The organism is Streptomyces sp. NPDC028314, from assembly GCF_055565795.1.
Window position 1 is genome coordinate 246,298 of record NZ_JBVHTP010000012.1, and the last position, 24,199, is coordinate 270,496.

The 24,199-nt window shown below is 71.9% G+C and carries 24 protein-coding genes and 1 riboswitch; of the genes, 11 read left to right on the plus strand and 13 right to left on the minus strand.

The genetic code is table 11. The features are described from left to right. Positions 1 to 75: 75 nt before the first annotated feature. Positions 76 to 474, minus strand: a complete 399-nt coding sequence (locus ACZ4TG_RS27105) for a CBS domain-containing protein (RefSeq protein ID WP_468167246.1) — start codon at positions 472 to 474, stop codon at positions 76 to 78. Between the two features lie 274 nt (positions 475 to 748). Then, positions 749 to 1,552, minus strand: coding sequence for a histidinol-phosphatase (gene hisN / locus ACZ4TG_RS27110; RefSeq protein ID WP_468167248.1), 804 nt, complete (start codon positions 1,550 to 1,552; stop codon positions 749 to 751). A gap of 124 nt (positions 1,553 to 1,676) precedes the next feature. Between hisN and ACZ4TG_RS27115 the strand changes: the two genes are divergently transcribed. Beyond that, the gene (locus ACZ4TG_RS27115; RefSeq protein ID WP_468167312.1) at positions 1,677 to 2,237 is read left to right on the plus strand and encodes a TetR/AcrR family transcriptional regulator; all 561 of its coding nucleotides are present in this window, start codon (positions 1,677 to 1,679) and stop codon (positions 2,235 to 2,237) included. On the opposite strand, the gene ACZ4TG_RS27120 is transcribed toward ACZ4TG_RS27115, so the two are convergent. The 4 genes from ACZ4TG_RS27120 to ACZ4TG_RS27135 form a co-directional block, all read right to left on the minus strand. Beyond that, on the minus strand, positions 2,203 to 2,526 hold the full coding sequence (locus ACZ4TG_RS27120; protein ID WP_401178044.1) for a DMT family transporter: 324 nt from the start codon (positions 2,524 to 2,526) through the stop codon (positions 2,203 to 2,205). The genes ACZ4TG_RS27115 and ACZ4TG_RS27120 overlap by 35 nt on opposite strands. A 161-nt stretch (positions 2,527 to 2,687) precedes the next feature. Further along, positions 2,688 to 3,698 carry a ribosome small subunit-dependent GTPase A gene (gene rsgA, locus ACZ4TG_RS27125; RefSeq protein ID WP_468167250.1) on the minus strand — a complete coding sequence of 337 codons (1,011 nt, stop codon included), beginning with the start codon at positions 3,696 to 3,698 and terminating at the stop codon, positions 2,688 to 2,690. 9 nt (positions 3,699 to 3,707) lie between these two features. Beyond that, entirely contained in the window at positions 3,708 to 5,057 is a 1,350-nt protein-coding gene (aroA, locus tag ACZ4TG_RS27130; protein ID WP_468167252.1) for a 3-phosphoshikimate 1-carboxyvinyltransferase, read from the minus strand. Positions 5,058 to 5,121: 64 nt separating this feature from the next. Beyond that, positions 5,122 to 5,835, minus strand: coding sequence for a M50 family metallopeptidase (locus tag ACZ4TG_RS27135; RefSeq protein ID WP_468167254.1), 714 nt, complete (start codon positions 5,833 to 5,835; stop codon positions 5,122 to 5,124). Between the two features lie 53 nt (positions 5,836 to 5,888). Between ACZ4TG_RS27135 and ACZ4TG_RS27140 the strand changes: the two genes are divergently transcribed. The 8 genes from ACZ4TG_RS27140 to def all read left to right on the plus strand — a co-directional run bounded on the left by ACZ4TG_RS27140 (position 5,889) and on the right by def (position 13,665). Then, complete coding sequence (locus ACZ4TG_RS27140; RefSeq protein WP_468167256.1) at positions 5,889 to 6,704, plus strand: SOS response-associated peptidase; 816 nt, start codon at positions 5,889 to 5,891, stop codon at positions 6,702 to 6,704. Positions 6,705 to 6,799: 95 nt separating this feature from the next. Then, a complete protein-coding gene (locus tag ACZ4TG_RS27145; protein WP_468167258.1) occupies positions 6,800 to 7,456 on the plus strand; it encodes an alpha/beta hydrolase family protein in 657 nt (218 codons plus the stop codon). Positions 7,457 to 7,846: 390 nt separating this feature from the next. Continuing rightward, complete coding sequence (locus ACZ4TG_RS27150) at positions 7,847 to 8,491, plus strand: sigma-70 family RNA polymerase sigma factor (RefSeq protein WP_008741505.1); 645 nt, start codon at positions 7,847 to 7,849, stop codon at positions 8,489 to 8,491. Further along, a complete protein-coding gene (gene rsrA / locus ACZ4TG_RS27155) occupies positions 8,488 to 8,790 on the plus strand; it encodes a mycothiol system anti-sigma-R factor (protein ID WP_468167260.1) in 303 nt (100 codons plus the stop codon). Before ACZ4TG_RS27150 ends, rsrA begins: the two co-directional genes overlap by 4 nt. Positions 8,791 to 8,988: 198 nt before the next feature. Next, positions 8,989 to 10,587, plus strand: a complete 1,599-nt coding sequence (locus ACZ4TG_RS27160; RefSeq protein ID WP_468167262.1) for an HD-GYP domain-containing protein — start codon at positions 8,989 to 8,991, stop codon at positions 10,585 to 10,587. Beyond that, on the plus strand, positions 10,584 to 11,873 hold the full coding sequence (locus tag ACZ4TG_RS27165) for an HD-GYP domain-containing protein (RefSeq protein WP_468167264.1): 1,290 nt from the start codon (positions 10,584 to 10,586) through the stop codon (positions 11,871 to 11,873). Before ACZ4TG_RS27160 ends, ACZ4TG_RS27165 begins: the two co-directional genes overlap by 4 nt. A 105-nt stretch (positions 11,874 to 11,978) precedes the next feature. Next, positions 11,979 to 12,962 (plus strand): tetratricopeptide repeat protein, encoded by a 984-nt coding sequence (locus ACZ4TG_RS27170; protein ID WP_468167266.1) that lies wholly within the window; start codon positions 11,979 to 11,981, stop codon positions 12,960 to 12,962. Between the two features lie 67 nt (positions 12,963 to 13,029). Further along, positions 13,030 to 13,665, plus strand: a complete 636-nt coding sequence (def, locus tag ACZ4TG_RS27175; RefSeq protein WP_468167268.1) for a peptide deformylase — start codon at positions 13,030 to 13,032, stop codon at positions 13,663 to 13,665. A 35-nt stretch (positions 13,666 to 13,700) separates the two neighbouring features. Here the strand turns inward: def and ACZ4TG_RS27180 are convergent, their stop codons facing one another. After that, on the minus strand, positions 13,701 to 14,687 hold the full coding sequence (locus ACZ4TG_RS27180; protein ID WP_468167270.1) for a helix-turn-helix domain-containing protein: 987 nt from the start codon (positions 14,685 to 14,687) through the stop codon (positions 13,701 to 13,703). An 81-nt stretch (positions 14,688 to 14,768) separates the two neighbouring features. Here ACZ4TG_RS27180 and ACZ4TG_RS27185 point away from each other — a divergent pair, with 81 nt between their 5' ends. Further along, positions 14,769 to 14,981 carry a hypothetical protein gene (locus tag ACZ4TG_RS27185; protein ID WP_468167272.1) on the plus strand — a complete coding sequence of 71 codons (213 nt, stop codon included), beginning with the start codon at positions 14,769 to 14,771 and terminating at the stop codon, positions 14,979 to 14,981. Here ACZ4TG_RS27185 and ACZ4TG_RS27190 read toward each other — a convergent pair. From ACZ4TG_RS27190 to ACZ4TG_RS27215, 6 genes are all read right to left on the minus strand, one after another. Further along, positions 14,933 to 15,949 carry a ribonucleotide-diphosphate reductase subunit beta gene (locus ACZ4TG_RS27190; RefSeq protein WP_468167275.1) on the minus strand — a complete coding sequence of 339 codons (1,017 nt, stop codon included), beginning with the start codon at positions 15,947 to 15,949 and terminating at the stop codon, positions 14,933 to 14,935. The genes ACZ4TG_RS27185 and ACZ4TG_RS27190 overlap by 49 nt on opposite strands. Further along, positions 15,949 to 18,363 (minus strand): ribonucleoside-diphosphate reductase subunit alpha, encoded by a 2,415-nt coding sequence (locus ACZ4TG_RS27195; protein WP_468167277.1) that lies wholly within the window; start codon positions 18,361 to 18,363, stop codon positions 15,949 to 15,951. Before ACZ4TG_RS27195 ends, ACZ4TG_RS27190 begins: the two co-directional genes overlap by 1 nt. Before the next feature lie 167 nt (positions 18,364 to 18,530). Further along, a riboswitch (cobalamin riboswitch) is annotated at positions 18,531 to 18,658 on the minus strand. 47 nt (positions 18,659 to 18,705) lie between these two features. After that, positions 18,706 to 19,203: a GNAT family N-acetyltransferase gene (locus ACZ4TG_RS27200; RefSeq protein WP_468167279.1), complete on the minus strand. Its 498-nt coding sequence runs from the start codon at positions 19,201 to 19,203 to the stop codon at positions 18,706 to 18,708. Between the two features lie 88 nt (positions 19,204 to 19,291). After that, positions 19,292 to 19,489 (minus strand): YbdD/YjiX family protein, encoded by a 198-nt coding sequence (locus tag ACZ4TG_RS27205; protein WP_468167314.1) that lies wholly within the window; start codon positions 19,487 to 19,489, stop codon positions 19,292 to 19,294. A gap of 14 nt (positions 19,490 to 19,503) precedes the next feature. Next, positions 19,504 to 21,714: a carbon starvation CstA family protein gene (locus ACZ4TG_RS27210; protein WP_468167281.1), complete on the minus strand. Its 2,211-nt coding sequence runs from the start codon at positions 21,712 to 21,714 to the stop codon at positions 19,504 to 19,506. A gap of 129 nt (positions 21,715 to 21,843) precedes the next feature. Beyond that, a complete protein-coding gene (locus ACZ4TG_RS27215; RefSeq protein WP_468167316.1) occupies positions 21,844 to 22,608 on the minus strand; it encodes a GntR family transcriptional regulator in 765 nt (254 codons plus the stop codon). Between the two features lie 291 nt (positions 22,609 to 22,899). Between ACZ4TG_RS27215 and ACZ4TG_RS27220 the strand changes: the two genes are divergently transcribed. After that, positions 22,900 to 24,183: an extracellular solute-binding protein gene (locus ACZ4TG_RS27220; protein WP_468167283.1), complete on the plus strand. Its 1,284-nt coding sequence runs from the start codon at positions 22,900 to 22,902 to the stop codon at positions 24,181 to 24,183. Positions 24,184 to 24,199: the final 16 nt, after the last annotated feature.

Sequence of the window (24,199 nt, forward strand, 5' to 3'; positions counted from 1 at the left end):
TGTCGTGGCAGGCCGACGGGCCGGCACTCCCCGGGGAGTGCCGGCCCGTCGGCGTTCGCCGAGGGGACCCGGCCGCTACACCGTGACGGTGCTGGCGCGCCGCGCGGGCGCCCAGCAGCGGATGACGTCGCGTACGGACACGATGCCGACGGGGCCGCCGTCCTCCAGCACGATCAGATGCCGGAAGCCGCCGTGGGCCATCGCCTCCGCGGCCTCCTGCACCGTGGCGTCCGGGGTGCAGAACACGACGTTGTTGGTGGTGTGCGCGCCCACGGACTCGCGGTCGGGATCATGGCCCGCGCCGATCGAGTTGAGGATGTCGCGCTCGGTCAGGATGCCGATTCCGCTGTGGTCGGGGTCGAGGACGACGGCCGCGCCGACGCGCCGGCCGGACATCAGGCAGGCCGCCTGCCTGAGGGTGTGCGCGGGTCCGAGGGTGAGGATCACGGTGCTCATGGCGTCGCGGACGAGCATGAAGAGAGCCACCTCCTGGGTGAGTCCCCCGCTTGGGTGGGTGCACGGGCGAAGACCGTGGCGTTGCACTTAGAGAAGGCCTTCACAAGCGCACAAGCAGGGGAGTATCAGATTCCCACGGACACGGAGGGTCATCAAGAGGGCGCGCTCGGCATGCGCGGGTCGTCCCCGGTCACAGCAGGGCGCGCGCCCGGGGCGCGGAACCCGGCGACCGAAGCGCCCGGCGCCTCGCCTCGCCCGGCGCCGCGTCCGGCGCCGCGTCTCGCCCGTCGGCTCAGCCGCGCGGGCGCAGGTGGGCCAGCATCTCCTCGTGCAGCAGGCCGTTCGAAGCCGCCGCGTTCCCGCCGTCCACGCCGTCGACCCCGTCCAGGCTGGTGAAGCGCCCGCCGGCCTCCTGGACCACGACCGCGATGGCGGCCATGTCCCACAGGCTCAGCTCCGGCTCGGCGCACAGGTCGACCGAGCCCTCCGCGACCATCATGTACGGCCAGAAGTCGCCGTAGCCCCGCGTGCGCCAGCACGCGCGGGCCAGGTCCAGGAAGCCGGGCAGCCGCCCCTGCTCCTCCCAGCCGCTCAGCGAGGAGTAGGCGAACGAGGCGTCGGCCAGCGTCGCCACCTTCGACACGCCGATCGCGGCCGTCTCGCCCAGGGCGCCGCCCGCGAAGGCCCCGCTGCCCTGGGCCGCCCACCAGCGGCGGCCGAGGGCGGGCGCGGAGACCACGCCGACCACGGGGCGGAACACCCCGTCGGCGCCCTGTGCCATCAGGGAGATCAGCGTCGCCCAGACGGGCACCCCGCGCACGTAGTTCTTCGTGCCGTCGATCGGGTCCACGACCCAGCGGCGCGGGCCGTCGCCCTGGAGTCCGTACTCCTCGCCCAGGATCGCGTCGTCCGGGCGCGCGGCCAGGATGCCGGCCCGGATGATCTCCTCGGCGGCCTTGTCGGCCTCGCTCACCGGAGTCATGTCCGGCTTCGTCTCGACCAGCAGGTCAAGGGCTCGGAAGCGCTGCATCGTGGCGGCGTCCGCCGCGTCGGCGAGCTCAAGGGCAAGGCGGAGGTCATCGTCATACTCGGGCATGGCCGAACAGTATCGAGACTGCCGCGGCCCGGCGAACGGCGTCCACGCTACGGCCGGGAGGCGCCCTTGACAGGAACTGTCGGCCCGTCAACTCTGGCGGGTGAGCCAAACGGGGGAGGCGACGATGCCGGCGGCCCGGGAGTCCTTGCTGGAAGCGGCTGGAGCGGCGCTGTCCGCGCGCCCCTGGCCGGCCGTACGGATGGTGGACGTGGCGGCGTCCGCCGGGGTCTCCCGGCAGACGCTCTACAACGAGTTCGGCGGCAAGGCCGGGCTGGGCCGGGCCCTGGTCCGCCAGGAGGCCGACTGGTACCTCGACGGCGTGGACCGGACCCTGGGCGCCCGTACGGGCACCGCGGAGCGGCTCGCGGGGGTCGCCGAGTGGACCGTACGGGCGGCCCGCGCGCGTCCCCTCGTACGGGCCCTGCTCACCGGGTCGTGGAACGGCAACCTGCCGGCCCCGCCCGGCCTGGGCTCCCGGCCGGGGGTCCCGGCGCTCGGCCCCGGGGAACTGATCCGGGCGGTCCGGGACCGGGCGTCGGCCGCGCTCTCGCCGGAGACGGCGCAGCGGTGCGAGCTCGTCGTACGGCTCGCGCTGTCCTACGTGATCGCCCCGGGGGAGGAGCCGGGGACCGGGGAGCTGCTGCGGCTGGTCAGTGCGCCGAACCGGACAGCTGGAGCCCGATGACCCCCAGGATGACCAGCGAGATCGAGACGAGCTTGAGGGTGGACACCAGGTCGCCGAGGAAGACCATGCCGTAGATCGCGGTACCGGCCGCCCCGATGCCCGTCCAGACCGCGTAGGCCGGACCCACGTCCAGCTTCCTGAGCGCCAGGGTCAGCAGGCCGAAGCTGCCGAGTGCGAAACAGGCGAAGGCGACCGTGGGCCACAGCCGGGTGAACCCGTGGGACAGCTTGAGGCACACCGCGAAACCCGTTTCCAGGATTCCGGCGACCACGACCAGCAGCCACGCCATGGCGAATGCCTCCCCGCGTCACGTGACGTCGCGTCACTTGGTGCGATTATGCATTTACCAGACATGGACCGCTGCAAACCCCGCCGGACCGGCCGGGGCCCGCCGGACCGGCCGTCCCGTCCGCCGCCCCGTCCGCCGGACCGGCCGCCCGCACCGCCGGATCAGTCCCCCTCGCGGCGCTCCCGCGTCTCCAGCAGCCGCCGCAGCGAGTACAGCCGCGCCGGGTCCGCGTGGCCGTCCTCCACCCACTTGTCGAGCCCGCAGTCCGGCTCGTCGTGGCTGCACGCGCGGGGACACCCCTCGGTGCCCGCCACCAGGTCCGGGAAGGCCAGGATGACCCGGGACGGGTCCACGTGGTGCAGGCCGAAGGAGCGCACGCCCGGGGTGTCGATGACCCAGCCGTCGCCCGAGGGCAGCGGCAGTGCGAGCGCCGAGGTGGTGGTGTGCCGGCCGCGGCCGGTCACCGCGTTGACGTGGCCCGTGGCGCGCTGGCGGCCCTCGGCGACCAGCGAGTTCACCAGGGTCGTCTTGCCGACGCCCGAGTGCCCGACGAAGGCGGTGATCCGGCCGTTGAGGCGCTCGCGCACCCGGTCGGCCGCGTCCCCGGTCGCCAGCTCCTCGCGGTTGGTGACCACGTAGTTCACGCCGAGCGTCGAGTAGATCTCCAGGATCTTGTCGGCGGAGGTCAGGTCGGACTTGGTGAGCACGAGCAGCGGCTCCAGCCCGGCGTCGTACGCGGCCACCAGGCAGCGGTCGATCATCCTGGGCCGGGGCTCCGGGTCGGCCAGGGCCGTGACGATGGCCAGCTGGTCGGCGTTGGCGACGACCACCCGCTCGTACGGGTCGTCGTCGTCCGCGGTGCGCCGCAGGACGGACCTGCGCTCCTCGATGCGGACGATGCGGGCCAGGGTGTCCTTCTTGCCGGACAGGTCCCCGACGATCCAGACCCGGTCGCCGACCACCGCCGCCTTGCGGCCGAGCTCGCGGGACTTCATCGCGTGCACCGGGCGGCCGTCTACCAGGCAGGTCAGCCGGCCCCGGTCCACGGTCAGGACGAAGCCCTCCGAGGCGTCCTCGTGCTTGGGCCTGATGTTCGTCCGCGGCCGGTTCCCCTTGGGGTTGGGGCGCTGGCGGATGTCGTCCTCGTCGGTGTGCTTGCCGTACCTGCGCATGCCGGGCCCCTACGCTCCCGCGCCCGTCGGCGCTTGGCCGAGCATGTCGGCCCACATCTTCGGGAAGTCCGGCAGGGTCTTCGCGGTCGTCGCCACGTTCTCGATCCGTACGCCCTCCACGGCCAGGCCGATCACGGCGCCCGCGGTGGCCATCCGGTGGTCGTCGTACGTGTGGAACACGCCGCCGTGCAGCGGGCGCGGGCGGATGTGCAGACCGTCGGCGGTCTCGGTGACGTCGCCGCCGAGCCCGTTGATCTCGGCGGTCAGCGCGGCCAGCCGGTCCGTCTCGTGCAGCCGCAGGTGCTGGACCCCGCGCAGGATCGATTCGGAGTCGGCCAGCGCGGCCACCGCCGCGATGCCCGGGGTCAGCTCGCCGACCTCGCCCAGGTCCACGTCGATGCCGTGGATCTTGCCCGTGCCGGTGAAGACCAGGCCCGCGTCGGTCAGCTCGCAGGAGCCGCCCATCTCCGTGAAGATCCGGCGCAGCGCGTCACCGGGCTGCGTGGTGCGGCGCGGCCAGTCCGGGATGGTGACCGTGCCGCCGGTGATCAGCGCCGCGGCCATGAACGGCTGGGCGTTCGACAGGTCGGGCTCCACGACCATGTCGCGGCCGAGCAGCGCGCCGGGCGCGACCCGCCACACGTTCTTCTCGCCGCCGGCCTCGGGGGTGTCGACCTGGGCGCCCGCGGCGCGCAGCATCTCCACCGTCATCCGGATGTGCGGCATCGAGGGCAGGTTGGCACCGATGTGCCGGACCTCGACGCCCTGGTTGAACCGCGGGGCGGACAGCAGCAGCGCCGAGACGAACTGGGAGGAGTTGGAGGCGTCGATCTCGACGGTGCCGCCCTCCAGGGCGCCACCGCCCTGGACCGTCAGCGGCAGGGCGCCCCGCGCGTCGTCGTCGATCCGGGCGCCGAGCACGCGGAGCGCGTTGATGACCTCGCCCAGCGGCCGCTCGTAGGAGCGGGGGTCGCCGTCGAAGCGGATGTCGCCGGCGGCCAGGGTGGCGACGGGCGGCAGGAAGCGCATGACCGTGCCCGCGTTGCCGACGTCGACGGTGGCCGGGCCGTGCAGGGCGGCCGGGATGATCCGCCAGGCCTCGCCGCTGTCGCCGTCGGCGGAGCTGGAGGAGACGGTCTCCTCGATGCCGACGCCCAGGGCCCGCAGCGCGTCCGACATCAGCTGGGAGTCGCGCGAGCGCAGCGGGCGCCGCACCCAGCCCGGCTCGGCGGCCAGCGCGGCGAGCACCAGGGCACGGTTGGTGACCGACTTGGAACCCGGCACGGTGACGGTGGCGCGGACGGCGCCGTCCGCGAGCGGAGCGGGCCAGAGGGCGTGGAGCGCGGAGGTCTCGGTCATGGCCTCCACTTTAGTGGCTTCCCCGGGACCCAGATCTTGATCGCTGCCCCGGCGGTGCCCCGTCTCAGAGGCCGAGAAGCCAGCGCCCTCCGCCGATCAGCGAGCACAGCGCGACGGCGTGGAAGAACAGCAGCCACGCGATGGGGTGCACGTGCGTGAGCCGGCCCAGCTGGTCCGCGTCCGAGTCCGGTGCTCCGCCGTGCCTGCGCTTGGCCTGGAGCTCGAACACCGGCCGGACACCGCCCAGCAGCAGGAACCACACCACCCCGTACGCGAACACCGCCTGTACCTCGGACGGGGCCAGCCAGGACACCGCCACGAAGGTCCCGCCGGCCAGCACCACGGTCAGCAGCCCGTACGCGTTCCGGATCATCACCAGCATCGCCACCAGCAGGGCGGTCGCCGCCCACAGCAGCAGCGTGATCCGGTGCGCCGACAGCAGCGCCGCGCCGCCGAGCCCGAGCAGCGAGGGCGCGGTGTAGCCGGCGGCGGCCGTCAGCACCATCCCCAGCCCGGTCGGCCTGCCCCGGCTGACCGTGACTCCGCTGGTGTCCGAGTGCAGCCGGATCCCGTCGAGCCTGCGCCCGGTCAGCAGCGCGAGGAGCCCGTGGCCGCCCTCGTGCGCGATGGTGATCGCGTTGCGGGCCACCCGCCACAGCGGGCGGGGGCCCACGGCGGCCAGCGCGACCACCCCGGTCGCGATCACCAGCCAGAGCGCGGGCTCGTCCTGTATGCCGGAGAGCCGGTCCCAGAGACCGGCCGTCGTGGTGCTGTCCATGGAGTGGCGGACTCCTTGCGGTGGTGGTCGGGTGCCATGGCAGTGTGGCAGCCATGTGCGGAAGGTATGCAGCGAGCCGGGCGCCGGAGGAACTGGCGGAGATCTTCGGTATCGAGAAGTGGGAGCCGCAGGAGACGCTGGCCCCCGACTGGAACGTGGCGCCGACGAAAGAGGTCCACGTCGTCCTCGACCGTCCCTTGAAGGACGCGCCGAGCCGCCGTCCGGTTCGGCAGCTGCGGGTGCTGAAGTGGGGGCTGGTCCCGTCCTGGGCCAAGAGCCCCGAGGGCGCGGCCCGGATGATCAACGCCCGGTCCGAGACCCTGGCGGAGAAGCCGTCCTTCCGCCGTCCGTTCGCGCAGCGCCGCTGCATCATCCCGGCCGACGGCTACTACGAGTGGGTCACCGCCCACGACGAACGGCAGCTGGAGGTCGAGGGCAGGAAGAAGCGGGCCCGCAAGCAGCCGTACTTCGTGCTCCCCTCCGACGGCGCCGTCTTCGCCATGGCCGGCATATACGAGTTCTGGCGCGACCGGACCGTGCCCGACGAGCACCCGCTGGCCTGGTGGGTGACCTGCTCGGTGATCACCACCGAGGCCGAGACCGGGCCGCTGGGGGTGGCCCCGGCCGAGGGCCCGCGGTCCCTCTCCGAGATCCACCCCCGGATGCCGCTGATGCTGACCCCGGACAAGTGGGACCCCTGGCTGGACCCCGCGCGCACCGACACCGACGAGCTCCGCGAGCTGCTGGAGCCGCCGCCCGGCGGGCTGATGCGGGCGTACCCGGTGCCCACCGCCGTGAGCAACGTGCGCAACAACGGGCCCGAGCTGCTGGCGGAGCTGGCCGCGCCGGAGGAGGGCACGCTCTTCTAGCGCCGCTCGGGCCCCGGTTCCCACTCCGGTTTTCAAGCCGGTTCCCACCCCGGTTCCAACCCCGGTTCCGGCCCCGGCCAGGGCATGATCGGCGTATGAGCACGCGTACCGAGAGCGTCGACACCCCGGCGGGCGCCGCCCGCGTCACCTGGCACCCGGCCCCGGCCCGCACGGCCCGCCTCGTGCTCGCCCTCGGCCACGGCGCCGGCGGCGGGATCGAGGCCCGGGACCTCCAGGCCCTGGCCGCGGACCTGCCCGCCCGGGGCGTCACGGTGGCGCTGGTCGAGCAGCCCTGGCGGGTCGCCGGGAAGAAGGTCGCCGCCGCCCCCAAGGTGCTGGACGAGGGCTGGCGCGGGCTCTGGCCGGCGCTGGCGGCGCCCGGGCTGCCCGTGGTGGCCGGCGGACGCAGCGCGGGGGCCCGGGTGGCCTGCCGGACCGCCGCCGCACTGGGCGCGGCCGGGGTGCTGGCGCTGGCGTTCCCGCTGCACCCGCCGGGCCGGCCCGAGAAGTCGCGGGCCGAGGAGCTGCTGGGCGCCGGGCGGCCCACCCTGGTGGTCCAAGGCGGCCGGGACCCCTTCGGGCGGCCGGAGGAGTTTCCGCCGCCGGCCGGGGAGGACCCGTACGAGCTGGTCGAGGTGGCCCACGGCGACCACGGCTTCGCGGTGCCGAAGAAGGCCGGCCCGACGCAGGACGAGGCCCTCGCGGTGATCACCGGGGCGGTGGCCGGATGGCTCGGACGGCTCCCGCTGTGAGCCCGGCCAGGGCCCGCCGGCAGCCCGCCGCGTGCCCGGGGTGCACCCGGGGTGGGCCCGCTGTGCGCCAGACCTGACAGATTCCCGCGTGATCCGGCTCACCCCCGCCCCCACCGACCTGACGGATCCCGGAAACCCTTGGCGCGCCCGGGAATGCGGCGCCCGGGCCTTCTGTTGTCCCGGATGTCGGTATGCAGGAGAAGTTCGTCGGAGGAGAGGGAGCGCATGACCCAGGTCATCAGCCAGAACCGTCCGCAGGCCGCTGACCTGGAGTGGACCGTTCTGCCCGGTCCCAAGCCCGGCAGGCTTCGGGCGGCGGAGGGCCGGGATGGTCGACTATTCTCCGATTCGAGCGGATCCGCTTTCGGAGCCGCCACGCTGTCGGAGGAGGTGGGTCCTGTCGCTGGGACCGACGAAGGCCACGCGGAGGAGACGACCCCGGAGCGCAACGCGCGCTTCGAGCGGGACGCCCTCGGCTACCTCGACCAGATGTACTCCGCCGCGCTGCGCATGACGCGCAACCCGGCCGACGCCGAGGACCTGGTCCAGGAGACGTACGCGAAGGCGTACGCGTCCTTCCACCAGTTCCGTGAGGGCACCAACCTCAAGGCGTGGCTCTACCGCATCCTGACCAACACCTTCATCAACTCCTACCGCAAGAAGCAGCGCGAGCCCCAGCGCAGTGCGGCGGAGGAGATCGAGGACTGGCAGCTGGCGCGCGCCGAATCGCACATGTCGACGGGCCTGCGGTCCGCCGAATCGCAGGCGCTCGACCACCTGCCCGACTCGGACGTGAAGGAGGCCCTCCAGGCCATTCCGGAGGAGTTCCGCATCGCGGTCTATCTTGCCGACGTAGAGGGCTTTGCGTACAAGGAGATCGCGGACATCATGGGTACACCCATCGGTACGGTCATGTCCCGACTGCACCGTGGCCGCCGTCAACTCCGCGGAATGCTGGAGGACTATGCCCGCGAGCGCGGGCTGGTTCCCGCCGGCGCGGGAGAGTCGAACGACCTGAAAGGCTCGGGCTCATGAGCTGCGGAGAGCCGCACGAGACGGAGTGCGCCGAGGTCCTGGACCATCTTTACGAGTTCCTGGACCACGAGATGCCCGACAGCGACTGCACGAAGTTCGAGACACACTTCGGCGAGTGCAATCCCTGTCTTGAGAAGTACGGCCTGGAGCAGGCCGTGAAGAAGCTGGTGAAGCGCTGCTGCGGGTCGGACGACGTGCCGAGTGACCTGCGCTCGAAGGTGATGGGCCGGATCGAGCTGATCCGCTCGGGGCAGGCCGTGCCCGATCACGACATCACGGCCGGTCCCGCGACCGGCTGAGGGCACCAGCCGCATTCCTTTCGAACAACCGCCCCCGGAGACTGAGTTCCTTCACTCGAAGGTGCTAATCCGGGGGCACCCGAACGCCGCAATGCGAAAATGTGGGCCACTCGGCGCGGGGCCCCACCTATTCTCCCCTTCCGGTACCGATTCGATTCGGTACCCGGTGTGCACGGCACAGGTGGGGAGGCGAACGCCATGCGGGTACTTCCGCCGGCGGCGCGCGCCCTCGTCCTGTGCGCGGTCCTCGCGGCATTCGCCTGCGCGTACCCGGCCGTGGCCGATTCCGGCACCCCCTGGCCCACGGTGGCCCTGCTCTCCCTGCTCTACCTCGGCTGCGAACTCGTCAAGGTCTGCCCGCTGCCGGGCAGCAGGGTGCCCGAGGGCATCGGCTCCTTCTTCCCCGTGGTGCTGGCCGCCGTGTTCCTGCTCCCGCCCGCGGCCGCCGCGCTCGTGGCGCTGCCCGGCGGATTCGCCGGGACGGTGGTCCAGCGGCCCGCCCGGGTGCGCAGGGTGTGGCACGCCGCCCAGCAGTCGATAGCCGCCTGGACGGCCGGGCGGACGTACGCGCTGCTGGGCGGCCCCGAGGCGCTCGCCGGGCCCGGGGGGTCCGGACTCCCGGGCGGGACCGGGACGGGCTCCGACCCGACCGCCTGGGTGGCGGACTTCCCTTACGTGGTGCTGCCCGCGGCCGTCGCCGCGGTGGCCTTCTGCCTGGTGCTCACCGTCCTCGACGGGGCCGTCCTGGCCGCGGCCGAACGGCGGCCCGCCGCCACCGCCCGGCGCGGCCTGCCGGCCCTCCCGCGGTTTTCGTCCGGGGGGACCCCCAACCTCGCCCCGCACTGCGTCCACGGCCTGGCCGGACTGATGACGGCCGTCATGTGGCGCAGCCCGTACGGGCTGCCGGCCGCGCTGCTGGTGCTGCTGCCGATGTACATCTCCTGCTGGGTCTTCGCCCAGTACCACCGCGAGCGCGCCGCCCACCGGGCCACGATCCGGGCCCTGGTGCAGGCCGTGGACATCAAGGACCGCTATACGCGCGGACACAGCGAACGGGTCGGCCAGGCCTCCGCGCTGATCGCCCGCGAGCTGGGCATGGCGGAGGACCGGACGGAAGTCGTCCGCATCGCCGGAATCCTCCACGACGTGGGCAAACTCGGCGTCCCGACCCGGCTGCTGCGCAAGGACGGGCCGCTGACCCCCGAGGAGCGCCGGATCATCGAACTGCACCCGGAGTACGGCCACGAGATGGTGCGCGGCATCGGCTTCCTGGGGGAGGCCCGCTCCGCGATCCTGCACCACCACGAGCGGGTCGACGGGTCCGGGTACCCGTACGGGCTGACCGGCGAGCAGATCCCGGTGCTCGCCCGGGTGGTGGCGGTGGCCGACTCCTTCGACGCGATGACCTCGACCCGCTCGTACAGCAGGGCCCGGCCCGTGCCGGTGGCGCTGGCCGAGCTGGAGCGGTGCGCGGGGTCGCAGTTCGACCCGGCGATGGTGCGGGCCCTCGTGGAGGCCATCGGGCGCCACGGCTGGCATCCCGTGGTCACCTCGGACGACGACCTCCAGGTGATCAGTGCCGGGCCGGGCGGGCTCCCCGACGGCGAGGGGGCCGCCCTGCCGGGGCTCCCGGCGCAGGGCGGGGGACCGGTCCCCGGCGGGCGGCCCGTACAGGGCGGGCGGCCGGCTCCGGGCGCGGGCCCGGCTCCGGCTCCGGGCGCGGGCCCGGCTCCGGCTCCGGGCGCGGGCGCAGCCCCGGCTCCGGGGGCGGGCGCGGAGTCCGGAGCCGGAGGGTGAGGGCCTTCGCCGCCTGGACCGTACGGGGCGCCGCCGCCCTGCTCACCGCCCTGGCCCTGGGCCACACCCTGTGGAACGGGGTCGTCGAGCCCGGCACCGCCCTCGCCTTCGGCGGCCTCGTCACCGTCGGGGAGCTCGCCCGGCGCGACAACCGCCCCGCCGCCGGGCATCCCGCCGAGAACCCGGCCGCCGAGGACCGCCAGCCCGCGCCGCTCGGCTCCGCCGGAGCCCTCGCGTACGCCCTGCTCGGCCACGACGCCGGGCATCCCACGCAGCACGGTGTGCTGCAGATCGTCGCCGTCGTGGTCGCCGCCGCCCTCGTCGGGATCGTCCCGCACGTGGCCCGCGGGCGCGGGCCCGCCCTCGACCACGTGGCCCGGCGGGTGCTCACCGTCACCTTCGCCGCCGTCTGTTTCCAGCCGCTCTACAACTCCGGCCGACTGGAGGACCTGGTCGGGCAGGGCCCGTACCTCGTCCTGTTCCTGCTGCTCCTGCTCGCCCTCACCGCCCTGTGCGACGCGGTGCTCGCCGCCGCTCTGGCGGGGGCCCGGACCGGGTGGCCGTACGGGTCCCTGCTGCGCGACGAGCTGCGGGCGCCGGCCGGGATCGGCTCGGCCATCTGCGCGACCGGCCTGGTCATGGCGCTGGGCGTGGCCGTGGCGGGGGTCTGGGCCCTGCCCGTCTTCAGCGTGCCGCTGCTGCTGACCCAGATGTCCTTCCACCGGATCACCGCGATCCGCACCACCTACCGCCAGACCATCACCTCCCTCGCCCGGGCCACCGAGATCGCCGGATACACCCGCCCGGGCCACTCCCGCCGGGTGGCCGCCCTGAGCTGCGCCGTCGGCCGGGACCTCGGGCTGTCGGAGCGGGAGCTCACGGTGCTGGAGTACGCCGCCCTGATGCACGACATCGGGCAGCTCTCCCTCGTCGACCCGGTACCGGCGGGGGCCACCGTCGAGCTGCCCGCGGCCGAGGCCCGCCGGATCGCCGGGCTGGGCGGCGAGGTGGCGCGGCAGACCGGGGTCCCCGCCGAGGTGGCGGTGGTCGTGGAGCGGCAGGCGGACCCGTACCGGGAGCAGCCCGTCGCCGCGCGGATCGTGCGCACGGTGAACGCGTACGACGACCTGTGCGGCGCGAGCACTCACCCGGGCGGCTCACTGGCCGCTCTGGAGCGCCTGCGGCTGGGCACCGGGCACGACTACCAGCCGGAGGTCGTGGAGTCCCTGGCGAGGGTTCTGGCCAGGGGCGGACGTGCCAGAGTTGTTCCCGTCCCGCCTGGGTAACCCATGGGTAATGAGCGGCCGTCCGAGTGGGCATGGTTGGATGCGAGTAAGAGTGTCCGTGAGGGTGTCCGCAAGGCTGCACCGTTGGACCGGCAGGCGGGAATCGTGAGGATCTTCGGGAAGGTACGGCATCGGCCCTCCGCCTCGTGGCGGCAGGCCACCGACCGCGCGTTCACGCTGATCGGCGACGGGCGGTACGAGGACGCGGGCGCGCTCCTGACCAGAGCCGCGGACCTGGAGCCCTGGCTGTCGGAGTCCTGGTTCAACCTGGCCCTGCTGCACAAGTTCCGGCACGACTGGGAGCAGGCGCGGGCCGCCGGGCTGCGTGCCGTGGCCCTGCTGGACCGCGAGACCGGCGCCCCGGACTGGTGGAACGTCGGCATCGCCGCCACCGCCCTCCAGGACTGGCCGCTGGCCCGCCGGGCCTGGCAGGCGTACGGGCTGAAGGTGCCCGGAGACCCGCACGCCGGCGAACCGGTCGGCATGGAACTGGGCAGCGCGGCCGTCCGGCTGTCGCCCGAGGGCGAGGCCGAGGTCGTGTGGGGCCGCAGACTCGATCCGGCCCGGATAGAGGTCCTCTCGATCCCGCTGCCGTCCTCCGGGCGGCGCTGGGGCGAGGTCGTCCTCCACGACGGCGTGCCGCACGGCGAGCGGATCACCGCGGCCGGCCCCTCCTACCCCGTCTTCGACGAGATCGAGCTGTGGGCGCCCTCGCCGGTGCCGACCTGGGTGGTGCTGCTGGAGGCCGCCACCGAGGCGGACCGGGACGCGCTGGAGCAGCTGGCCTCCGACGCGGGCTTCGCCGCCGAGGACTGGTCCTCGTCGGTGCGGCTGCTGTGCCGCACCTGCTCGGAGAGCGCGATGCCGAGCGACGAGGGCGACGGCGAGCACCTGGACCCCCACGACCACAGCGAGCCCGGACACCCCGGCCCGCTGGGGCACCGTACGGCCGGCTCCGGATCCCTGTGGGTCCCGGAGCGGGAATGCGGCATCGCCGCGCCCGCCGGTCTGGTCCGCGGTCTGCTCGACGGCTGGGTGGCCGACAGCCCGGAGAGCCGCGAGTGGCGGGATCTCGAAGAAGTCTGCTGAGCGGGGGCCGTAGGCTGTACCGGTCACATCGGTGACTCGGCGAACTTACGGAAGGCGTACGGCGGACATGGCGCAGCAGGAGAACCAGGTTGTCCCGGTCGACGACGAAGGCTACGTCGTGGACACGGAGGACTGTGAGGCGCGCGAGCTCGCCCACCGCGAGCGAGGCACCTCCCGCCCCATCACGGTGGTCGGCAACCCGGTCCTGCACCGGGAGTGCAAGGACGTCACCGAGTTCGGCGAAGAGCTGGCGCAGCTGATCGACGACATGTTCGCCAGCCAGAAGACCGCCGAGGGCGTGGGCCTGGCCGCGAACCAGATCGGCGTGGACGCCAAGGTCTTCGTCTACGACTGCCCGGACGACGACGGCAAGCGCCACACCGGTGTCGTGGTCAACCCGAAGCTGGTCGAACTGCCCGCCTCCGCGCGCGTGCTGGACGACTCGAACGAGGGCTGCCTGTCGGTCCCGACCGCCTACGCCTCGCTGGCCCGCCCGGACTACGCGGAGGTCGAGGGCCAGGACGCCCAGGGCAACCCGATCAAGGTCCGCGGCACCGGCTACTTCGCGCGCTGCCTCCAGCACGAGACGGACCACCTGCACGGGTACCTGTACATCGACCGGCTCTCGAAGCGGGAGCGCAAGGACGCCCTGCGCCAGATGGAAGAGGGCACCCCCCGCTACGAGACCGTCCCGAACGCCTAGTCCTTGCCCTGGTCGGCCGGGTCCTCGGACTTGACCTACGCGACGACGGCCTGCGGGCCCCGGAAGGTGCGCCGGAACGCGTTCGGCGTGGTGCCCAGGGTCCGCAGGAAGTGGTGGCGCAGGGCCGCCGCGTTGCCGAAGCCGCAGCGGCCCGCGACGGTGTCGATCGTGTCGTCCGAGGACTCCAGCAGCTCCTGCGCCAGCAGCACGCGCTGACGCAGCACCCACTGGTACGGGGTGGTGCCCGTCTCCTGCTGGAAGCGGCGGGCGAAGGTGCGCGGTGACATGTGCGCGCGCTCCGCGAGCTGCTCGACGGTGATCTCCTCGTCCAGGTGGCGGGCCATCCAGCCGATCACCTCCCCGACCGTGTCGCAGGCGGTGCGGGGCAGCGGCCGCTGGATGAACTGGGCCTGGCCGCCGTCGCGGTGGGGCGGTACCACCATCCGCCGGGCGATGGTGTTCGCCACCTCGGCGCCGTGCGCCTGGCGCACGACGTGCAGGCAGGCGTCGATGCCCGAAGCCGTGCCCGCGGCGGTGACCACCGGGCCCTCGTCCACGTACAGTACGTCCGGGTCGACCACGGCCTTCGGGTAGCGGCGGGCCAGCTCCGCCGCGTGCAGCCAATGGGTGGTGCAGCGCCTCCCGTCGAGCAGCCCGGCCGCGCCGAGCACGAAGGCGCCGCTGCACACGCTGAGCACCCGCGCACCCCGGTCCACGGCCCGGCGCAGGGCCTCCAGCAGCTCCAGCGGGTACTCCCGGGTGGCGGCCTGGCGGTCGGCGGGCAGACAGATCAGGTCCGCGCCCTCCAGCCGCTCCAGCCCGTGCGGGACGACGATGTCGAAGTGCCCGTCCCCGGTGGTGGAGCGCCGGTCCTCCGCCGCGCACACGGCGAAGTCGTACACCGGCAGCCCCATCTCGCTCCGGTCGAGGCCGAAGACCTCGCAGAAGATCCCCAGCTCGAAGGGGGCGACGCCATTGACGAGCGCCACGGCCACGTTCTTGAGAACCCCGGTCTTCTCCATGACCCCAGTGTGGCAGTAATTCGCACTCTCATGACAGTCCTGCCACTGTCGGGTTTCGGTGCGGCTGGCGAGAGTGGAGGCATGAACACGTTCCTCAGTTACCTCACCGTCCTCGCCGTGGCCGCCCTCCTGGCCGGCCCCGCCCTGTTCGGCCTGGCCCGGGAACGCCGGATCGGCCGGCAGCTGCGCGAGGCTGCTGCCGGCCGATCCGGTGATGCTCGGGTGAAGGCGGAAGACCGTCGAGGTCAGAAGTCCTCGTCCAGGTCGACCGTGCCCTCGACCGCGACCTGGTAGGCCGACGGGCGGCGCTCGAAGAAGTTCGTCAGCTCCTGGACGCCCTGGAGCTCCATGAACGAGAACGGGTTCTGCGAGCCGTACACCGGCGGGAAGCCGAGGCGGACCAGACGCTGGTCCGCGACGCACTCCAGGTACTCGCGCATCGACTCGGTGTTCATGCCCGGCAGGCCGTCACCGCACAGGTCGCGGCCGAACTGCAGCTCCGCATCCACGGCCTCCTTCAGCATGTCGGTGACCTGCTGCTGGAGCGCGTCGTCGAAGAGCTCCGGCTCCTCCTTGCGGACCGTGTCCACGACCTCGAACGCGAAGTTCATGTGCATGGTCTCGTCGCGGAACACCCAGTTGGTGCCCGTCGCCAGACCGTGCAGCAGCCCGCGGGAGCGGAACCAGTACACGTACGCGAAGGCGCCGTAGAAGAACAGGCCCTCGATGCACGCGGCGAAGCAGATCAGGTTCAGCAGGAAGCGGCGGCGGTCGGCCTGCGTCTCCAGCCGGTCCAGCTTCTCGACCTCGTTGATCCACTTGAAGCAGAACTGCGCCTTCTCGCGGATCGACGGGATCTCCTCGACCGCGTCGAACGCGGCCGCGCGGTCGTCCGGGTCGGGCAGGTAGGTGTCGAGCAGCGTCAGGTAGAACTGGACGTGCACGGCCTCCTCGAAGAGCTGGCGCGACAGGTACAGGCGCGCCTCCGGGGAGTTGATGTGCTTGTAGAGCGTCAGCACGAGGTTGTTCGAGACGATCGAGTCGCCCGTCGCGAAGAACGCGACCAGCCGGCCGATCATGTGCTGCTCACCCGGCGTCAGCTTCGCGAGGTCGGCCACGTCCGAGTGGAGGTCGACCTCCTCGACGGTCCAGGTGTTCTTGATCGCGTCCCGGTAGCGCTCGTAGAAGTCCGGGTACCGCATGGGGCGCAGGGTCAGTTCGAAGCCCGGGTCGAGCAGGTTTTTCTTGTCGGTGGAGCTCATTACTGGCAGGCCTCGCAGGACTCGGGGTTTTCCAGGGAGCAGGCCAGAGCGTCGGCGTCGACGGCCTGCGGGAGGGGCGTGGCGGCCGCCGGGACGGCGCTGCCGGAGGCGGCGCGGGCGATCTTCGTCGCCGGGCGGGAGCGCAGGTAGTAGGTGGTCTTCAGACCCTGCTTCCAGGCGTACGCGTACATCGAGGACAGCTTCCCGATGGTCGGCGTCTCCAGGAACAGGTTCAGCGACTGCGACTGGTCGAGGAACGGCGTACGGGCCGCCGCCATGTCGATCAGACCGCGCTGCGGGATCTCCCACGCCGTGCGGTACAGCTCGCGCACCTCGGCCGGGATCCAGCCGAAGCCCTGCACGGAGCCGCTGGCCTCGCGCAGCGCCTCGCGGGTCTGGGCGTCCCAGACGCCGAGGCGCTTGAGCTCGTTCACCAGGTAGGCGTTGACCTGGAGGAACTCACCGCTCAGCGTCTCGCGCTTGAACAGGTTGGAGACCTGCGGCTCGATGCACTCGTACACGCCCGCGATCGAGGCGATCGTCGCCGTCGGGGCGATCGCGAGGAGCAGCGAGTTGCGCATGCCGGTCTTCGCGACGCGGGCGCGCAGCGCCTCCCAGCGCTCCGGCCAGTTCAGCTCGACGTCGTAGTGGTCCGGGTGCAGGACACCGCGGGCGGTACGGGTCTGCTCCCAGGCGGGGAGCGGGCCGCTGCGCTCGGCGAGGTCGCAGGAGGCCTCGTACGCGGCGAGCATGATGCGCTCGGAGAGCTTGGTCGACAGGGCCTTCGCCTCGGGGGAGTCGAAGGGCAGCTTCAGCTGGAAGAAGACGTCCTGGAGGCCCATCGCGCCCAGGCCCACCGGGCGCCAGCGGGCGTTGGAGCGGCCGGCCTGCTCGGTCGGGTAGAAGTTGATGTCCACCACGCGGTCGAGGAAGGTGACGGCGGTGCGGACGGTCTCGTCCAGCCGCTCCCAGTCGATCTCGCCCGTTTCGGCGAGGACGAAGGCGCCGAGGTTGACCGAGCCGAGGTTGCAGACGGCGGTCTCGCCGTCGTTGGTGACCTCGATGATCTCGGTGCAGAGGTTGGAGGAGTGGACGACGGTGCCCGGCTCGGCGGTCTGGTTCGCCGTGCGGTTGGAGGCGTCCTTGAAGGTCATCCAGCCCTGGCCGGTCTGCGCGAGGGTGCGCATCATCCGGCCGTACAGGTCGCGCGCGGGCATGGTCTTGCGGGCCAGCCCGCCCGCCTCGGCCTTGCGGTAGGCGGCGTCGAACTCGTCGCCCCACAGGTCGACCAGCTCGGGGACGTCGGCGGGGGAGAACAGCGACCAGTCGGCGTCGGCGTTCACGCGGCGCATGAACTCGTCGGGCACCCAGTGGGCGAGGTTCAGGTTGTGCGTACGGCGCTGGTCCTCGCCGGTGTTGTCGCGGAGCTCCAGGAACTCCTCGATGTCCGCGTGCCAGGTCTCCAGGTAGACGGCGGCGGCGCCCTTGCGGCGGCCGCCCTGGTTCACGGCGGCGACGGAGGCGTCGAGGGTCTTCAGGAACGGCACGATGCCGTTGGAGTGGCCGTTGGTGCCGCGGATCAGGGAGCCGCGGGCGCGGATGCGCGAGTACGAGAGACCGATGCCGCCGGCGTGCTTGGACAGGCGGGCGACCTGGTGGTAGCGGTCGTAGATCGAGTCGAGCTCGTCCAGCGGGGAGTCCAGCAGGTAGCAGGAGGACATCTGCGGGTGGCGGGTGCCGGAGTTGAAGAGCGTGGGGGAGGACGGCAGGTAGTCGAGGCGGCTCATCAGCCGGTAGAGGGAAGCGACTTCCTCGACGGCCTGGACGGTGTCGTTCTCGGCGAGGCCGCAGGCCACGCGCAGCATGAAGTACTGCGGGGTCTCGATGACCTGACGGGTGATCGGGTGGCGCAGCAGGTAGCGGCTGTGCAGGGTGCGCAGGCCGAAGAAGCCGAAGCGGTCGTCCGCGCCCTCGGCGAGGGTGTGCTCGACCAGCGCGTCCAGGCGGGCCGCGTGGGTCGCCACGAACTCGGCGGTGCGGTCGGCGATCAGGCCCTCGCGGTGGCCGACCTCGACGGAGGCGGAGAAGGAGGTGGACCCCTGGCCGGCGGCCTCGTCGCGGACGGCGAGCGTCAGCAGGCGCGCGGCGAGCCGGGAGTACGCCGGGTCCTCGGAGATCAGCCCGGCGGCGGCCTCGGTGGCCAGCCCGCGCAGTTCGGCCTCGTCGGAGGTGGAGCTGCGGCCGCGCAGTGCGGCGGCGGCGACGCGGCCGGGGTCGGTGTCGGGAAGGTCGGCCGTCAGCTCGGTCAGGGTGCGCAGCAGCGCGGCCCCAGGTCCCCCGGACGTGATCGCAGCCTCGATCGAGGTCTCGGACGGAACGGACTCGGCGCGCGGTGCGGAGGGCGCGATGGTCACGGGGGGAGCTCTCCCTTGCTCGGCTCCGGATCACCGACGGCGATGGCGCGAGCGGGCGCATGCGGACCTGCGCACGATCCGGCCCGGACAGGGCAGGCGGTACGTGCACCGCATGGCGTCCACCGGCCCAACCGCGAGGCCCGGACGTGTCTGCACCCGGTTCGGTCGAGCCGGGCGCGCTGGCGGCAGGTCCTCGGACTTGGCTATGCACCAATGGGTGCAGTTCATACCGTTGCGGGACAGTTCCGGATTCGCACCGGATTCCCCTGCGACGACAGCGAGCACGAGCATACATGTGGGGGCGGGTTGATGAGTGACCCCCCACATGTTGTGTCGGCGTGGTTACAGCTCCAAGCGGTAGGTGAGGAGCGTCAGGCCCGGGATCGGGGCCCAGTCTCGGTCTGGTGTTCGGGTGAAGCCGAGCCGCTCGTAGATCCGGTGCGCCGCCGACATCGAGGTCTGGGTGGACAACACCAGGTGCGTCACGCCCTCCAGGGCCCGCGCGCGGGCCATGCAGGCACGTACCAGGGCCTCGCCTGCGCCGCGCCCGCGCGCCTCGCGGGCCACGGCCAGCATCCGGAATTCCGCTTCGCCCGGCCCGGCGATGTCGGCGAGCGGGCTGGTGTTCGAGGCGAAGGTCACTCCGCCGAGCACCTCGCCCTCGTACTCCGCGACGAGCACCTCGGCGGCGCCGGCCCGGCCGGCGACGTCGCGCAGCACGTTCAGGTAGCCGCCGTCCTCGCTGCGGTCCAGCAGGCCGTCGTCGAGGTAGGCCCGGGCGGTGATCTCGCCGAGCTCTTCGTATTCGGCGGCGGCCGCCGCTCTGATCACGATGTCCATGCCACCGAGTGTGCGCCAGCCCCACGCGAAGGGCCGCCGCATTTCCCGGAGGGGAAGTGCGGCGGCCCGGTCGGGACCCCGGAGGGGGTCAGCAGCAGCGGAAGCCCTCCCGCGGGTCGGCCTCGCGGGCGTCCGTACGGGCCCGCTCGAAGGCGCGCCGGGTCAGGACCGGGGCGTCCGGGTCGTGCGAGCGGGCGTGGGCCACGTAGCGGTCGTACGCGGCCTCGCCCGAGAACTCGCGTACGTAGAACCGGGCCTTCGCCAGGGCCCCGCGGACGGCCGTCATGCCGGTCGCGGCGGTCACACCGGTTCCTTGACCTTGCCGCCGCCGGAGTCGAGTCCGGCGGCGGCGAGTTCCGCCCGCTCCTCGGTGGTCGCTATCAGGCCGGCCGGGGCGATGATCTTCGACTCGCTCCAGGGGACTTCGGTGAGGGTGGTCGACGCCGGGTCGCGGACGGCCTTGAAACAGGTCCGGGCCGCGTCCAGCAGCACGATGATGATCAGGACCGCGAACAGCACCGACAGCACGCCGTCCACCGTGGCGTTGGTGACCACGGTGTGCATCTCGTCCAGGTTCTTGGCGGGCTTGAGTACCTTCCCGGCGTCGATGCCGTCCTGGTACAGGTCGCGCTGCGCGAAGAAGCCGATCTTCGGGTTGTCGGAGAAGACCTTCTGGTAGCTGGCGGTGAGCGTGACCGCCACGTCCCAGGCGAGCGGGACGCCCGTCACCCAGGCCCACTTGAGCCGGCCCGACTTGACCAGGAGCGTGGTGCAGACGGCCAGGGCGACCGCGGCCAGGAGCTGGTTCGCGATGCCGAACAGCGGGAAGAGCTGGTTGATGCCGCCCAGCGGGTCGCTGACGCCGACCCACAGGAAGTAGCCCCAGCCGCCCACGACGACCGCGCTCGCGATCCACACGCCGGGCTTCCAGCTGACGTCCTTGAAGGACTTGTGCACGTTGCCGAGGGTGTCCTGGAGCATGAACCGGCCGACCCGGGTGCCCGCGTCGACCGTGGTCAGGATGAACAGCGCCTCGAACATGATGGCGAAGTGGTACCAGAAGGCCTTCATCCCGGCCCCGCCGATCACGGACGAGAAGATCTCCGACATTCCGAGTGCGAAGGTCGGCGCGCCACCCGTACGGGACAGCAGGGTGGTCTCCTCCACGTCCTTGGCGGCCTGGGCGAGGGCCTCCGGGGAGATGGCGAAGCCGAAGTTCGTCACCGCCTGCGAGGCGGTCTCGACGGTGGTCCCGACCACGCCGGCGGGGGAGTTCACCGCGAAGAACAGCCCGGGCTCGATGATGCAGGCCGCGATCACCGCCATGATGGCGACGAAGGACTCGGTCAGCATCGCGCCGTAGCCGATGACCTGGACCTGGGTCTCCTTCTGGATCATCTTCGGGGTCGTGCCGGAGGACACCAGCGCGTGGAAGCCGGAGAGCGCGCCGCACGCGATGGTGATGAAGACGAACGGGAACATCGACCCGGCGAAGACCGGGCCGTCGCCGCGCGAGGCGAAGTCGGTGACCGAGGGCATCTTCAGCATCGGCATGGCGATGACCACGCCGACCGCGAGCAGCGCGATGGTGCCGACCTTCATGAAGGTGGAGAGGTAGTCGCGGGGCGCGAGCAGCATCCACACCGGCAGTACGGACGCCACGAAGCCGTAGGCGACCATCCAGATGACCAGCGTCTGCTTGTCGAGGGTGAAGAACTCCGCGAGCGAGGAGTCCGCGACCCAGCCGCCCGAGACGATGGCGAGCAGCAGCAGGGCGACGCCGATGAGCGAGACCTCGGTGACCCGGCCCGGGCGCAGCACGCGCAGGTAGAAGCCCATGAAGAGGGCGATCGGGATGGTCATGCCGATGGAGAAGACGCCCCAGGGGGAGTCGGCCAGCGCGTTGACGATGACCAGGGCCAGCACCGCGAGCAGGATGATCATGATGATGAACACGGCGACGAGGGCGGCGGCTCCGCCCACCGGGCCGATCTCGTCACGGGCCATCTGGCCGAGGGATCGGCCGTTGCGCCGGGTGGAGAAGAAGAGCGTCACCATGTCCTGGACGGCGCCGGCGAAGATCACGCCCGCGACGATCCAGATGGTGCCCGGCAGGTAGCCCATCTGCGAGGCGAGCACCGGCCCGACCAGCGGGCCCGCGCCTGCGACGGCGGCGAAGTGGTGGCCGAAGAGCACCCGGCGGTCGGTGGGGTGGAAGTCGACACCGTTGTCGAGGCGTTCGGCGGGGGTGGCCCGGGTCTTGTCCACCCTCAGTACGCGGGTCGAGATGAAGCGGGCGTAGAAGCGGTAGCCGATGGCGTACGAGCCCAGCGCCGCGGCGAGCAGCCAGGCGGCCGAGATCTCCTCGCCGCGGGAGAGGGCCAGTACGCCCCAGCCGATCGCCCCTACGAGGGCCACGAGCACCCAGACGGCCACGGACTTCGGCGAGAGCCCTCCTGGTGAGGCTCCCGCCGCGGCCCGTTGTGTACCAGTTGCTTCCGGTTCCGGCATGATCCTCGTCCCCTCGTTGATCACTGCTTGAGCGCAGGGAATCTACGGGGGCCCGACCGGTGGACGTAAGCCCCCGTCCGCATAGCGGTACGAGCGTCCACCGGGGGTCGAACCGGAGTCAACCGTCGATCACACGGCGGGGCGCTGTAGACGGGCTACGAACTTGTAACGGTCGCCGCGATACACCGAACGTACCCATTCGACCGGTTCGCCGTCGGCGTCCAGCGAGTGGCGGGAGAGCATCAGCATCGGCAGGCCGACGTCGGTGCCGAGCAGTCCGGCCTCGCGCGGGGTGGCCAGCGAGGTCTCGATGGTCTCCTCGGCCTCCGCGAGCCGTACGTCGTACACCTCCGCGAGGGCGGTGTAGAGCGAGGTGTACTTGGCCAGCGAACGGCGCAGCGCGGGGAAGCGCTTGGCCGAGAGGTGGGTGGTCTCGATGGCCATGGGCTCGCCGCTGGCCAGCCGCAGCCGCTCGATGCGCAGGACGCGTCCGCCGGTGGAGATCTTGAGGAGTCCGGCGAGGGTGTCGTCGGCCGTCACGTAGCCGATGTCGAGCAGCTGGGAGGTGGGCTCCAGGCCCTGCGCCCGCATGTCCTCGGTGTACGAGGAGAGTTGGAGCGGCTGGGAGACCTTGGGCTTGGCGACGAAGGTGCCCTTGCCCTGGATCCGCTCCAGCCGGCCCTCGACCACGAGCTCCTGGAGGGCCTGGCGGACGGTGGTCCGCGAGGTGTCGAACTCGGCGGCGAGGGTGCGCTCCGGCGGCACGGGGGTGCCCGGGGGGAGCGTCTCGGTCATGTCGAGCAAGTGCCGCTTGAGTCGGTAGTACTTGGGCACACGCGCCGTGCGAGTGGCTGCCCCGCCTTCCGGCTCCGTGGTCGCCCCTTCGGTGGCCATCGCCGCCCGCCTTCCCGACTCCAGTTTCGCTGCCGTCACCGGCTCCTCCATATGTGCGGTCACATCGTGACACGAGCGGGAGGACAGGCCTCCTCCCTCCCCCAGGTGTCGGTCCGATAACGGACCGATCACCCGCTCATTAGACCCTTGACACCCCTAAAGGTCTAGGCCAAGCTCCGGTTACTGGTCTACACCAATATGGATCAGATCCCGGCCCACGGGCAGTACTTGGTGCTTATGTCACCGCGGCGGGCGAGGGAAGTTGCAGGCAGCATCCCTGAGGAGGGTGGCGTGAAGCGCAAGCTCATCGCGGCGGTCAGTGTCGCGGGCATGATGGCCGGTGTCGCGGCGTGCGGCAACGGCGGCGACGACAAGGCGAAGACCGACGCGGGTGGCGCCAAGGAGATCACCGTCTGGGTGATGGACGGTTCCGCACCGAAGGCCTGGATCGACGAGGTCAACAAGGAGTTCTCGGCCAAGCACCCCGGTGTCACGGTCAAGGTCGAGGAGCAGAAGTGGACGGGGATCCAGGAGAAGATCACCACCGCCCTCTCCGAGAACACCCCGCCGGACGTCCTTGAGCTCGGCAACACCCAGACCGCCGGCTACGCGGTCACCGGCGGCCTCGCCGACCTCACCGGAGACAAGGCGAAGCTCGGCGCGGACGCCTGGCAGAAGAGCATGCTCGCCTCGGCCGAGGTCGACGGCAAGCTCTACTCGGCTCCGTGGTACGCCGCCAACCGCGTCGTCATCTACGACAAGAAGGCCTACGAGAAGGCCGGCGTCACCCCGCCGAAGACCCGCGACGAGTGGGTGGCCGGTCTGGAGAAGCTGAAGGCCTCCGACCCGGCCGCGCAGCCGATCTACCTCCCCGGCCAGAGCTGGTACATCCTCGCCGGCTTCATCTGGGACGAGGGCGGCGACCTCGCCACCAAGGACGGCGCCAAGTGGAAGGGCGGCCTCGCCACGCCCCAGGCCGCCTCCGCCATGGACTTCTACAAGAAGCTCCAGTCCTTCTCCACGGCTCCGAAGGACAAGGACGAGGCCACCCCGCAGCAGTCCACCGACATCGTCCCCAAGGGCGGCGTCAGCTCCTGGATCGGCCTCGGCTGGGAGGCCGGCGGTGCCGAGAAGGCGCTGAAGGAGGCGGGCAAGGAGGCCGACTTCGGCTACTTCCCGATCCCGGGCAAGACCGCCGACAAGTCCGGCACCGTCTTCCTCGGCGGCTCGAACCTCGCCATCGCCGAGCGCTCCAAGAACAAGGAGCTCGCCAAGGAGTGGCTGGCCCTCGCCGCAGGCAAGGACCAGATGACCAAGTACGCCGCCGAGACCAAGGGCGCGCTGCTCCCGAACCAGGCCGGCGCGAACTTCACGGCCCCCGCGGGCTCCTTCGCCGAGGCGATGGGCAAGGCGGGCCTCAACGGCAAGATCACCCCGGTGACCCCGGGCTGGGCGAACGTCGAGACCGAGCCGAACCCGATCAAGGAGTTCATGACCAAGGTCCTCAAGGGTGAGGACGCCGCCAAGGCGGGCGAGGCCGCGGACAAGGAAATCGCGAACCGCATCAACAAGTAGCACCGAGCAGTACGCA